Origin of the sequence: Streptomyces morookaense, from assembly GCF_013030945.1 — a bacterium.
GTDB classification, from domain to species: domain Bacteria; phylum Actinomycetota; class Actinomycetes; order Streptomycetales; family Streptomycetaceae; genus Streptomyces; species Streptomyces morookaensis.
Genome location: NZ_JABBXF010000122.1, coordinates 1 through 12,174, shown reverse-complemented (window position 1 = coordinate 12,174; position 12,174 = coordinate 1). Strand labels below are relative to the sequence as shown.

8 protein-coding genes and 1 pseudogene are annotated in these 12,174 nt (G+C 72.7%); 3 read left to right on the top strand and 6 right to left on the bottom strand.

Annotation, left to right across the window (positions count from 1 at the left end; translation table 11 throughout):
- On the bottom strand, positions 1 to 2,001 hold a 2,001-nt coding region (locus HG542_RS32535; protein ID WP_438816710.1), incomplete at its 3' end, for a type I polyketide synthase.
- 223 nt (positions 2,002 to 2,224) lie between these two features.
- On the opposite strand from HG542_RS32535, the gene HG542_RS32530 reads away from it, so the two are divergent.
- Complete coding sequence (locus tag HG542_RS32530) at positions 2,225 to 2,755, top strand: GNAT family N-acetyltransferase (protein ID WP_171087907.1); 531 nt, start codon at positions 2,225 to 2,227, stop codon at positions 2,753 to 2,755.
- A gap of 158 nt (positions 2,756 to 2,913) precedes the next feature.
- Complete coding sequence (locus tag HG542_RS32525; protein ID WP_171087905.1) at positions 2,914 to 4,248, top strand: alkaline phosphatase family protein; 1,335 nt, start codon at positions 2,914 to 2,916, stop codon at positions 4,246 to 4,248.
- 25 nt (positions 4,249 to 4,273) lie between these two features.
- On the opposite strand, the gene HG542_RS32520 is transcribed toward HG542_RS32525, so the two are convergent.
- The 3 genes from HG542_RS32520 to HG542_RS32510 all read right to left on the bottom strand — a co-directional run bounded on the left by HG542_RS32520 (position 4,274) and on the right by HG542_RS32510 (position 9,512).
- The gene (locus HG542_RS32520) at positions 4,274 to 6,967 is read right to left on the bottom strand and encodes a ligand-binding sensor domain-containing protein (protein WP_171087903.1); all 2,694 of its coding nucleotides are present in this window, start codon (positions 6,965 to 6,967) and stop codon (positions 4,274 to 4,276) included.
- A 280-nt stretch (positions 6,968 to 7,247) separates the two neighbouring features.
- Positions 7,248 to 8,183, bottom strand: a complete 936-nt coding sequence (locus HG542_RS32515; protein WP_171087902.1) for an ALF repeat-containing protein — start codon at positions 8,181 to 8,183, stop codon at positions 7,248 to 7,250.
- 87 nt (positions 8,184 to 8,270) lie between these two features.
- Positions 8,271 to 9,512, bottom strand: a complete 1,242-nt coding sequence (locus HG542_RS32510) for an alpha/beta hydrolase (RefSeq protein ID WP_171087900.1) — start codon at positions 9,510 to 9,512, stop codon at positions 8,271 to 8,273.
- A gap of 117 nt (positions 9,513 to 9,629) precedes the next feature.
- On the opposite strand from HG542_RS32510, the gene HG542_RS32505 reads away from it, so the two are divergent.
- Positions 9,630 to 10,601, top strand: a complete 972-nt coding sequence (locus tag HG542_RS32505) for an ArsR/SmtB family transcription factor (RefSeq protein ID WP_171087898.1) — start codon at positions 9,630 to 9,632, stop codon at positions 10,599 to 10,601.
- Between the two features lie 51 nt (positions 10,602 to 10,652).
- On the opposite strand, the pseudogene HG542_RS35580 reads toward HG542_RS32505, so the two are convergent.
- Positions 10,653 to 11,306, bottom strand: a pseudogene (locus HG542_RS35580) (alpha/beta fold hydrolase); the annotation flags it as partial.
- Positions 11,307 to 11,365: 59 nt separating this feature from the next.
- Positions 11,366 to 12,058, bottom strand: coding sequence for a ribonuclease H family protein (locus tag HG542_RS32500; RefSeq protein ID WP_171087896.1), 693 nt, complete (start codon positions 12,056 to 12,058; stop codon positions 11,366 to 11,368).
- Positions 12,059 to 12,174: the final 116 nt, after the last annotated feature.

Genomic DNA, 12,174 nt, shown 5'->3' with positions numbered 1-12,174 from the left:
CACACGTGCGGCCTGCTCCAGCGTCAGCGCACCGGCTGTGTACGCGGCGGCCACCTCGCCCACGCTGTGGCCCACGACGGCGGCCGGCCGGACGCCCCGCTGCCGCAGCACCTCGACGACGGCCACCTGCACGGCGAACAGCAGCGGCTGGGCGACGGCGGTGTCGGAGAGGCGGGAGGCGAGATCCGGGTCCGCGAGGGCCGAGGCGACCGACCAACAGGTGTGCGGGAACAGGGCCTTGTCGGCGGATTCGACGGCCTCGGCGAACACCGGGTCGGAGGCCAGGAGGTCGGCTCCCATGCCGGCCCATTGCGCTCCGTTGCCGGAGAAGGCGAAGACGATACGGCCGTGGGCGACGTGGTCGGCGACGGCCGGGCTGTCGGCGGTGCCGGTGTCCTCACCCCTCTCCCCCTTCCTCTCCTGGTGTTCGCCCTCGGCCGCGGGCGGCGCCAACGTGTCGGCGAGCCGGGACAGTTGCGCTGCGGCGTCGGCAGGGTCCGCCGCGAGCACGGCCGCGGCGTGGGCGCGCCGGCCGCGGCGCCGGCAGGCGGTCCAGGCGAGGTCGTAGAACTCCCCGGGGCCGGCGGCTTTCAGGCGGCCGGCCGTGCGGCGGGCGGTCTCGATGAGAGCCTGCCGGGAGGCTGCCGAGATCACGAACGGTCGGGTGCCGTCCGGCGCGGCCACGGCGGGGGCGGGCGGCGGCGCGGCGAGGATCACATGGGCGTTGGTCCCGCCGAAGCCGAAGGAGTTGACGCCGACCACGGCCTGCTCGCCGACGGCCGTCGCCCGGCATTCCACTGCCGGGGCCAGCCGGAGGGCGGCGAAGTCCACGTGGGGGTTGGGCGGTGTGGCGTGGAGGGTCGGCGGGATCGTCCCGTGCTGCAGCACGAGCAGGGCCTTCAGCAGGCCGGCGATCCCCGAAGCGGGCTCCAGGTGCCCGAGGTTGGACTTGACCGAGCCGATGGGCAGGGGCTCGCGCGTGCGGCGGATGCCGAGGGCGCGGCCGATGGCCTCGCACTCGACGGGGTCGCCGACCGGGGTTCCGGTGCCGTGCGCCTCCAGGTACGCGATGTCGTCCGGATCGATGCCCGCCCGGTCGTACACCTGCCGCAGCAGGCTCTCCTGGCTCTCCTTCCGGGGCAGGGCGAGACCGGCGGTGCGGCCGTCGCTGTTGGAGGCGCCGTCCACGATCACGGCGCGGATGCGGTCGCCGTCGGCGACCGCATCGGCCAGCCTCTTCAGCAGGACCATGCCGCCGCCCTCGGCGCGCACGTACCCGTCGGCACCGGCCGAGAACGACCGGCACCGGCCGGTCGGCGAGAGCATGGAGGCCTGGCAGAAGCCCACATAGTGGTAGGGGCTCAGCAGCAGGTTGACGCCGCCCACCAGGGCCGCGCGGCTCTCCCCGGCCAGCAGGGTCCGGCAGGCCTGGACGAGGGCGACCAGCGAGGAGGAGCACGCGGTGTCCACGGCGAGGCTCGGGCCGCGCAGGTCCAGGAAGTGGGAGACGCGGTTCGCGGCGATCGACGAGGCGGCCCCGGACATGGTGTAGGCGTTGACGCTCTCCGTCATCAGCATCTGCAGCGCGCCGTAGGAGTGGTCCGCGATGCCGACGAAGACGGCCGTGTCCGAACCGGCCAGTTCCTGCGGGGAGATGCCCGCATCGTCGCAGGCCTCGGCCGCCAGCTCCAGCAGGATCCGCTGCTGCGGGTCCATCTGCACGGCTTCCTTGGGCGCGATGCCGAAGTAGTCCGCGTCGAATCCCCTGATGTCGGTGAGGAATCCGCCCGCTCCCGTGTAGCTCTTGCCCGGGCGCGGCATCGAGGGGTCCACGAACCGCAGCACGTCGAAGCGGTCGGCCGGCACTTCCGTGACGAGATCCCGGCCCTCGCGCAGCGCCTGCCAGAGTGCGTCGAGATCGTCGATGCCTCCCGGCAGCCGGCACGAGGCGCCCACCACGGCGACCGACCGGTCGCTGCGGCTCCTGCCGCTTCCGTCCATGCCCATGGTTCTCAGCCTTCCCCCTGGAGCGGCCGGTCCGCGGAACATGGACATCCATAACCTGCTATCAACTGCCTTATGCATCAAGGGACTTGAAATGGTGCAAACTCGCCCGAACGGGTGACGCGACCCCCGGGGATGTCCCGCTGCCTCGTGGGCATCCACTCCCCGGCGTCGGGATGCTGCTGGGGATCGCGGGCGGGGCGCCTGCGACGATCGCCCGATGATGCTGAAGACGCCCCGCCTCGTCCTGCGCCGCTTCCGCACCGAGGACGCGGCGGCGCTCGCCGCGTACCGGTCCGATCCGCTGGTCGCCCGTTATCAGAGCTGGCCGGCGCCCGTGCCGTACGACGCCGCGCTGCGGGCGGTGCGCAGGTTCGCCGAGGGGTCGCCGGACCGTCCGGGCTGGTTCCAGTACGCGGTCGAACTCGCCGCGGAGGGCTGCCTCGTGGGGGACGTCGGCGTCTTCCTGCACGAGAACCTGATGCAGGCGGAGATCGGCTTCACCCTCGCCGCGGAGCGGCAGGGGCGCGGCTACGCGACCGAGGCGGTGGGTGCGGTGCTGGCCGACCTGTTCGGGCGGCGGGGCCTGCACCGGGTCGCCGCCGAGTGCGACGCGCGCAACCACCGCTCGGCGCGGCTGCTGCAGCGGCTGGGCTTCGTACAGGAGGGGACCCGCCGCCAGGCCACCTGGCTCAAGGGCGAGTGGACGGACGACATGCTGTTCGGCCTGCTGGCAACGGACCGGCGGTAGCGCCCGGCGGCGCATGACCGTGTGCCGCCGATGGGTGCGGCGTGCGACTCCCCCGGCACGCCCGGCACCGCTGCCGCGGCGCGCGTGGCACCCTGTCCTTCCGTGGGACGGGAGTCCGCCCCGCATTCCCGTCCGCCCGCGGCTGCCGGAGGCGAGAGATGCCGTCGAACGCGAACCTTCTGGACCAGATCGATCACTTCGTGGTCCTCATGCTGGAGAACCGGTCTTTCGACCACATGCTGGGTTTCCTCTATACGGACCAGGGCAACCGCTCCCCGTCCGGCCAGCCGTTCGAGGGGCTGACGGGTACGGAGTCCAATCCGGACGGGAACGGCGGCAAGGTCTCCGTCTTCCGGATCGACACGACGAAACCGGGCGCGTACTTCATGCCGGGCGCCAACCCGGGCGAGGGCTACGCCCCCACCAACAACCAGCTGTTCGGCACCCGGACGCCCGCCACGCCGGCCCCCGTCCCCACGAACGACGGCTTCGTCGCCGACTTCGCCGCGGCCATCCAGCAGCGCATCCAGCAGAAGCAGCCCGTCTACGCGGGCACCACCGCGGACGACATCATGGGCTGCTTCACCCCGGAGGGGCTGCCGGTGCTGTCCGGGCTGGCCCGCGGCTTCGCGGTGTGCGACCACTGGTACAGCTCGGTGCCCACGGAGACGCTGCCCAACCGGGCCTTCGCCTGTGCCGGCACCAGCCAGGGCCACATGGACGACCACACCCACACCTTCACCTGCCCCAGCATCTTCGGCCTGCTGGACTCCCACAAGATCGACTGGGCGATCTACGGCTACCACGCCCAGCCGCTCACCCGGGGCAACTTCCCCGACATGGCGAACGTCGACGCGCGGCACTTCGGCCAGTTCATCGACTTCAAGAACGCCGCCGCCAACGGCACGCTGCCCGGTTTCGCCTTCCTGGAGCCCGCCTGGGCCTCCACCGGGAACAGCCAACACCCCAACTACGACGTGGCGTTGGGCGAGCAGCTGATCCACGACGTCTACCAGGCGCTGCGCAGCGGCCCGGGGTGGGCGAAGACGCTGCTGGTGGTCACCTACGATGAGCACGGCGGCTGCTACGACCACGTGCCGCCGCCCACGGGGGCGACGCCGCCCGACGACGCGGTGGGCGAGTTCGGTTTCGACTTCACCCGGTTCGGGGTGCGCGTGCCGACGGTGCTGGTGTCCCCGCTCATCGCGCCCGGCACGGTCTTCCGGGTGCCGGACGGCAGTGTGCCGCTGGACCACACCTCGCTGCTGAAGACGGTCCAGCAGCGCTGGAACCTGCCGCCGCTGACCGCACGAGACAAGGCGGCACCCGGCTTCGGGGACGTGCTGACGCTGAGTCGGCCGCGGGACGACGACCCGCTCGCCGGTGTCGTCGTCCCCACGTCGGTCGGCGTCAACCCGGCCGCGGGCGAGGTCTCCCACCTGGACCAGGTGCACGCCGAACTCGTCGAGCGGAGCCTCATCCCGCCGGTCTGACGACCGGGGGACGAGGCCGTCGGTCTCAGTCCCGGCGCCCCTCCGGGCGCCGCACGTCGAACGACCAGATGCCCCGCCCGTGCGTGGCCGCGTAGAGCTGCCCGTCCGGGCCGAGCCGCACCTGCAGCGCGGCCGTGGTCGGCAGGCCGTGGCCCAGCACCTTCCACTGCCCGGCGCCGGGCGCGCGCTGGAAGACGGCGAGGTCGGTGCCGAGGGCCAGCCCGCCGTCGGGCAGCAGCCGGACCGAGTCGGCCGGGACGTCCGGCAGGTTCGCCGAGATGTCGGTCCAGCCGGCGCCGCCGTTCCACGACTCGAAGACGTGGCCGACGCCGGCGCCGGGGCCCTCGGTCCAGGCGCGGGAGAACCCGTTGACGGCCAGGAACACGTGCTGCGGGTCGGCGGGGTCGGTCTCGAAGGCGGAGAGGTAACGGTTCGGGACCGTGCCGTTCACCGGCAGGGCGAGCTGGTGCCAGCCGGTGCCGTCGGCGTTGCCGACGGCGATGCCGCGGGTGAAGCCCTGGTTGTTGCACGGGCCGCACCAGGCGACGTAAACCTGGCCGCCCGAGGCGGCGACGGCGGTGGCCACGTGGCCGTCGCCCAGGTCGAAGACGTTCTTCCACTCCGCGCCGCTGCGGATCGCGAAGCCCTTGGTCTGCACCCACACATGCCGCCCGCCCGCGATCCAGGTGCCGGTGTTCTCGGCGTCGGCGGCGATCGGTGCGATGAAGCGGGCCCCGGCGCCGCCGAGATCCTTGTCCGGCGGCGCCACTTCGTACTCGGTGGCCTTGGCGGGGTCGGTGCTCCAGGCACCGTTGTTCACGCCGCAGTCCTGGGTGACCCACATGTCGAGGTACACGTATTCCTGGGCGATGTTGCAGCCGTTGGCGGGGTCGGTGATGGTGTCGGCGCCGTCGCCGCCGAAGTTGGAGCCCATGACCCTGTCGCGGCCGCGCAGCATCGACTGGCCGTTGTCCTGCAGGCCGCCGGTGACCGAGACGCCGCCGTAGGTGCGGTCCCTGCCGATGCCGACCGAGTAGTACTGGAGGGTGTCGATCGTGCCGTCGGCCAGCGACTGCCAGTCCTTCGCGTGGCCGCCGGAGTCGACTGCGCCCTTGAGCGGGCGGCGGTAGATGCCGCCGTCGTTGCCCACGTACACCCAGGTCTTTCCGCGGTAGCTGCCGACGGCCACGGCGTGCTGGTCGGAGTGGGTGGTGGGGAAGCAGTCGCCGGTGCGCTTGGCGGGGTCGACGCTCCAGCAGGGGAAGGTGAAGTTCCAGTACGGGCCGGGGGTGATCCAGCTCGTGCCGCCGTTCTTCGTCTCGTAGACCTCTTCCAGGCCGAGGTAGACGTGGTCGGGGTCGGCCGGGTCGACCTGGAGGAACTGGTTGTACCAGGACTGGATCCCCGGCATGTATCCGGCGCTCTGCAGGGCCGAGCCGGACGCCTTGAGCTTCGGGTAGTCGGCGATCAGGGTCCAGGGCCCGGCGGGCGAGCCGGACTTGGAGACGTAGACGCCCTTCAGGCCGCTGTCCGGATTGCTGCTCGTCTGCGCCGGGGACTGGTCGACGGCGTACAGCCGGGAGCCGTCGGCGGCGGCCGCGAAGGTCACGTTGCCGACGTCGGCGTTGCCGGAGGGCAGGTCGCCGAGGGAGGACAGCCGCTGCCAGGTCCCGTTCTGCTTGCCGTAGAGGCCGTTGTAGGTGTCGCCGCCGCGCCAGCCGACCGCGAGGACGACCTTGGACGGGTCCTTGGGGTCGACGGCGACGTCGTTGGCGATGTTCTTGTACGGGGCGGCGGGGTCGGCGGCGAGCGAACCGCCCGGCAGATAGGCGGGGTTGGGGGCGAACTCCAGCGTCCACGGCCCGGAGAGATCCGTGGTGGAGTGCGACCACACACCGCGGCTGGTGGCCGCCCAGACGGTGCCGCCGGCGAAGCGCAGGGCATGGATGACGGTGCTCTCCAGCTCCGGCCCGCCGACCCGGTCGCCGGGCCGGAAGGTGCCGTTCCGGGGGTCGCCGAGGACGTAGACGCCGGTGCCGACGAAGGAGGTCGCGCCGGTGTTGGACTCACCGGTGGCGTACCAGAGGCGCCCCGAGTGGTCGAGGGCGAGCGTGCCCGTGGAGAGGGAGGGCAGACTGTCGGCGATGGGCTGCCAGTGGCCGCCGCCCGTACGGGACCGGAAGACGCCGCCGTTGGCGCCGCCCGCGTAGACATAGCCCCGGTCGTCGGCGGCGATGCCCGTGATCCGGCCGGTGACGTAGCCGGCGCCGCCGCTGGAGTTGGAGTTGATGTCGCGATAACGGGGATCGTCGGAGTCGTAGGGCCGCCGCGTGACGTGCGACCAGCCGCCGTCGGTACGGGGCATGTCCTGCAACTGCCGCCAGGCGGCCCCGTACGCACCGGGCGCCACCACACCGGGCGCGGTGCGCGCCTCGGTGAACTGGGCGGAAGCCTCGGCCGAGTTCTCGGCCTCGTCGGAACCGCCGTCCCCTCCGGGGGATTTCGCCCCCGGGCCCAGCGCGGCCATCCGGTGACCGGAACGGACGAGGTGACTGTGCTGCCGGCCGACATCGGCCTGATGCCGCGCGGGCCAGGGCCTGGGCCGGTGCTGGGGGTCGGTTGCCGCGTGGGACTGCGTCCCGATCAGCGCGAAAGCTGCGCTCAGGACCACGCAGGCCGCGTATCTCCGTCGGTGCCGTCGGTTCCGATGAGGCGTCATGCCTCTCCCTCCCTGGGGCGGCCGCGGGTTTGCGGCCGGGCCGAGGAGGGAGATTCTGGCGTGATCACGTCAGCGAGGGAAGGTGGTGGCGGTGTCGGGTTCGGTTCGGAGAAGCCACCGGAACGAGGACGGATCGCGCCGCGACCACGTCCGGAGAACGGCTTTTGACCCAGGCGTCGCCCACGGCCTGGGCGGCTCGCGCCACGGGTTCGAGGCAGACCTCTTCTCTAGAGGCGGGGCCGGGCCGCTGGTGCACAGCGGTCCGGCCCCGCCCGGGTGTTCAGCCCTGCTCGGCGGCGCGGCGGCGGCGTGCGACGACGACCATGCCGGCACCCGCGATGACGGCGGCGGCTCCGCCGCCGAGGGCCCACGGGACGGAGGCGTCCGCACCGGTGGACGCCATCTCGCCGCCCTTGGCGGAGGCGGCGGCCGGGGTGTCCTTGACGGAGGCGGCCTTGACGGAGGACTTGCCGCTGTCCTGGGCCGGCTTGGCGACGTCGCGGCCGGCGTCGTCCTTCCGGTGCCCGTCGCCGTTGGACGGCCGCTCGGCGTCCTTCTTGTCCTCGGCAGGCTTCTTCTTGGCAGCCTCCTCGGCCGCCTCGTCCTTCTTGCGGGCCTCGTACTGGCCCGTCTCCAGGAAGCGCTTGACGTCCTCGTAGGTGCCGCGCAGCGCCTTCTCCGCGGCTTCCTTCACCGCCGGGCCGCCGGCGCTCATGATCTGGGTGGCACGGAGTTCGTCATCGATCCGCTGCGCCGCGTACTGGCCCTTCTCCAGGAACTCCTTGATGGCCTCGGCGCCTCCGTCGTCGAGAGCCTTGCTGCCGGCATCCTGCACGGCAGGACCGCCCCGGCTCATGATCTGAGCGACCCGGACCCGGTCGTCCTCCAGACGCGCTTGGTACTGGCCGACTTCGAGGAAGTGGCGCCAGTCCTCAGGGGTGCCGTTGAGCGCCTTGTTCGCCTCCCGTTCGAGACCGCGTCCGATGGGCTGGCCGTTGAGCATCCGCAGAATCGCGAACCTGTTGTCCTCGTCCTGCTTCGCCGCCGACTTCGCGGCCTCGCCGTCCTCGGCCTGCGGCTTGGTCTCCGACGACTTGTCCGGAGCCGAGTTGGCCGGCGGCTGTGCACCGTCGGCGGCGGATGCCGGGGAAGCGAACAGAACGGCCGGCGCCATCGCGGCGGCGGCAACGGCAGCCGAAAGGCGGGTCAACTTCACGCAGTACACCTACTTGTCCCAATAAGGATCTTGTAAATACCCAACGACAGCTTATGTCATTTTTGGGAATCCCTTGACCAAAGCCCCTTACGCCCGGAGATGCCGGGCGAAGAACAAGCGGACCGCATCGCGCACCGCCGGTACGGACACGGACGGGTCGAGCGCCCCGACCAGGTCGCGGCGGGCCCCCGCGGTCATGAGGCCCGCTGTCTGCAGTTGAGGGGCCATGGCGGCGTAGTCGGTGAACACCCAGTGTGCGGCTCCGTCGAGCTGCGCCCGCCGGGCCCGGCCTCGCGAGTGGGTGAGTGCCGCCGACCAGGAGGGGTCCAACTCCCGCCGGTGGGCGAAGCCTTCGGTGCCCAGCAGGAGCAGCGGGCGGTCCGTACCGTGCCGGGCGACCGGGAACAGGTCCCCCGGTTCGCCGGGGTGCCGGGGCGGCTGGTCCAGGTAGCCCTCCAGGTTCACGGCCGCGCCGAGGCGGCGGTCCTCGTACATCGCCTCCGCCACGGCCGTACCGCCCGCCGAGTGGCCGTAGACGCCCGTGCGCCGGAGGTCCAGCGCGCGGCCGAGGTCCGTGGGCAGTGCACGTCCCAGCGCGTCCGGATTCCGGCCTGCCGCAAGGGATTCGAGCCGGTCCAGGACGAACCGGATGTCCGCGATGCGGGTGCCGATCGCGGTGCGGAAGAGCTGCGGGTCCGTGCGGGGATCCCCACGGAACACCGTCTCGCGGATCCTCTTCCTCCGGTACGGCGTCCGGCCGGGGAACTCGACCTCGCTCGCGTCTCCGGGGTGGTCGACGGTCACCACGACATGTCCGTGGCTCGCCAGTTCCTCGGCCACCGAGGTGCCCAGGGTGCGCGGGTCGCCGCCGCCGGGGCTGTACAGCAGCACCGGCCGGCGGACGGGCTGCGCGGGCGCGCCGGGCTGGGCATGGGTCCTGGTGGCCGCCCAGTTCACGCCCGTCGGCGGCAAGTGGTGGATGAGGACGTCGATCTGGCGGAACACCTCCGCGGCGCCCGCGGTCATCTGCGGTGCGGCCGGGCGGTCGCCGACCGCGGTGCGAGCGGGGTAGAAGACGGTGGCCATCACTTCCCGGACCGGAATCCTCTCGTCCCACGGGTCGCGTCGCGATCGGTCGACGAGATACAGCGTCGTGACCCCGATCCGGTGCGGGCCCGTCGGCGCGGGCAGCCGCAGGGTGATGCCGTCCGCGGTGCGGGCCTGCGCGATGCCGCCTCCCCCGCCGCCCGCGAGCAGCAACGCGGCTGCCGCCACGGCCGATTTGGCGACCGTCCGCCGGTCGATGCCGCCTGCTTGTCCGTGCGCCATATGCCTTCTCCCTTGTGCCGGTCCTTCGGTGTGACCTGCATCCTGGTCCGGGGCGGGGAGCAGGGGCGATCGTTGAGGCCCTGACCGAAATGCTGGCGCCGCGCACCGGGGAGAGCAGTGATCCGGATCCACCTCACGGCCGCCGACTTCGCGCGGATCCGGTTCGCGCCGCGCCCGGCCCCGCTGCAGGAGCTCAACACGGCCCTGATGATGCTCGTCCGCCCCCACGACGAGCTGCTCTTCGGCCGCTGGCGGCGGCGGTTGCTGCGCTCCCTGCCCGCCTCCGCCCTGCCGCTGGCCGACCTGGTGCCCGGGGCGCAGGCTCCCTGCTTCCTCGACGTGTTCGACGACAGCCTGGAGGAGGGCCTGCACACCGTCCGGACCACGGACCCTGACCTCGTGCGCTCCGAACTCGAGCGCGTCCGCGCCGGGCACGCGGCGCCCGCCCCGGCTTGGATCCGCGATCTGCACCGGGGCGACGCCGATGCGTGGCAGCCCCTGCTCCGCGCCCAGCACGCGGCGTTCGAGACCGTGATGCGCCCCGTGTGGTGCCTCGTACAGGACCTGCACCAGGGCGAGTTCGCGCGCCATGCGCTGACCGTCGCCGAGCACGGCATCGGCACCGCACTCGCCGCGCTCGTCCCCGGCTCCCGACTGCGCGGCGGCGTCTGGGAGTTGGAGGGGCCGACCGAGCAGGACGTCAGACCGGACGGCCGTGGGCTGCTGCTCCTGCCCACGTTCCACTGGACCGGCCGGCCTCTCGTCGCCGACCCGCCCGGCCGGCCGCCCGCCGTGACCTACCCGGCCGGTCCCGGCCTGCCGCTCACGCCGGACGGGACCGGCGGAACGGACGAGGCACTGGCAGGCGTGCTGGGACGGACCCGCTTCGCGATGCTGCGCCTGCTGGCGGAGGAGCACACCACCAGCGGGCTCGCCCGGCGACTGGGGGTCAGCAACGCCACCTGCTCAGCCCACGCGGCCGCGCTCCGCGGCGCGGGCCTCGTCACGACCGTCCGCGCAGGACGGTCCGTGCTGCACCGGCGCACCGCGCTGGGGAGTCTGCTGCTCCAGCGGCGCGGCGAGGGCTGACGGGACCGGGTCCCCCAGGAACTCCCGGACCGGCGCGGTGAATTGCTCCGGTGCCGCGGCATGTATCAGGTGCCCCACCGGTATCGTCACGCACCGCGCATCCGGTATGCGACGGGCCAGCTCCGCAACGCGCTCCTGCGGAAGGTGACTTCGCGGGCCGCCGCCCAGGACGAGGGTGCGCGCGGAGATCCTGCCGAGGTCCGCGAGCCAGCGCGGATCGGGCTCGTCGATCCGGCGCCGGACGGCGAGCGCCATGTCCCAGTCGAAGGCGAGCTCCCCCTCCGGTCTGACGGGGACGCTCCGTTCACGGGGCAGGGGAGCGGCGACGTCCTCCAGGACCAGCCGCCGCACCCGCGCCGGGCACTTCGCCGCGAGGAGGCAGGCCACGAGCCCGCCCATCGAGTGGGCGACCACGTCCACGCGCTCCAGCCCGAGAGCGTCCAGGAAGCCGAGGACGTCGTCCCGCATCAGCGGCAGCGAGTAGGCACCGGGCCAGTCGCTGCGGCCGTGGCCGCGCAGATCGAGCGCGTACACGCGCCGGTCGCGCGCGAAGGCGGGCGCCACGCCGCCCCAGTCCGCCGCCCCCTCCCCCAGGGCGTGCAGGAGGACGAGCGGCGGAGCGCCCGGCGGGCCGGAGACGCGGTAGGCCAGGCGGATGCCCCCGGCCTCGACGGAAGCCTGCTCGACGGAAGAGTGATCGTCCACGCGCCGAAGCTACCCACCGCACCGGACCGTCGATCCCCTGTTCGCCCCCGGCCGAACGGTCAGGCGGCCGCGCAGAGCGGATGACCCCAGCCCTTGGGCCCCTTGGAGATCGACTCCCCGACCGCATACGACTGCCCACAGGGGCACCGGCCCGCGAACTTCGCCTTGATCGTCCCCCCGGGACGGCCCGCCTTCGCCTTCGGCGCCGTCCGCTTGGCCGGTGCGCCGGAGGAGCGCCGGGCCTCCGACGGCGCGGGCTGGGCCGGTACCGGCAGTGCGGCGTGCCCGTGGGACGTGCCCGCGGGCTCCTGGGCCACCGCGGCGTCACTGGCGGCCTGGTCCGCGATGGCGTTCAGTGGATCGCCGTTCACCTGGTGTGCCGGCACGTGGACGAAGTCGACCGTGCGGCCGGTCAGCAGGGCGTCGATGCGGACGACGAGCTCGCGGTTGGCGACCGGTGAGCCGGACGCGGTCTTCCAGCCCTTCCGCTTCCACCCCGGGAGCCACTTGGTCACGGCGTTCATCGCGTACTGCGAGTCCATGCGCACCTGGAGGGGCACGGCCGGGTCGGTGGCCTCCAGCAACCGTTCCAGAGCCGTCAGCTCCGCGACGTTGTTGGTCGCCCTGCCCAGGGGGCCGGCCTCCCATCGCTGGGGAGCGCCCGCCGCGTCGGCGACGACCCAGGCCCAGGCCGCGGGTCCGGGGTTGCCCTTCGAGGCCCCGTCACAGGCGGCGATGATGTGTTCAGACATCCCTCGATCATGCCATTGGTCGCAGCCCTGCAGCGCAAAGCGGCGGCACCCGTCGTGGGTGCCGCCGCCCTTGTGTGTCTGCTTGACGACTCTTAGTAGGCGGAGTTGACGCTGTC

Excerpts from the sequence above, each read along its gene's own strand:
- HG542_RS32530 (WP_171087907.1), top strand. The coding sequence starts at position 2,225 with ATGATGCTGAAGACGCCCCGCCTCGTCCTGCGCCGCTTCCGCACCGAG.
- HG542_RS32525 (WP_171087905.1), top strand. The coding sequence starts at position 2,914 with ATGCCGTCGAACGCGAACCTTCTGGACCAGATCGATCACTTCGTGGTC.
- HG542_RS32520 (WP_171087903.1), bottom strand. The coding sequence starts at position 6,967 with ATGACGCCTCATCGGAACCGACGGCACCGACGGAGATACGCGGCCTGC.
- HG542_RS32510 (WP_171087900.1), bottom strand. The coding sequence starts at position 9,512 with ATGGCGCACGGACAAGCAGGCGGCATCGACCGGCGGACGGTCGCCAAA.
- HG542_RS32500 (WP_171087896.1), bottom strand. The coding sequence starts at position 12,058 with ATGTCTGAACACATCATCGCCGCCTGTGACGGGGCCTCGAAGGGCAAC.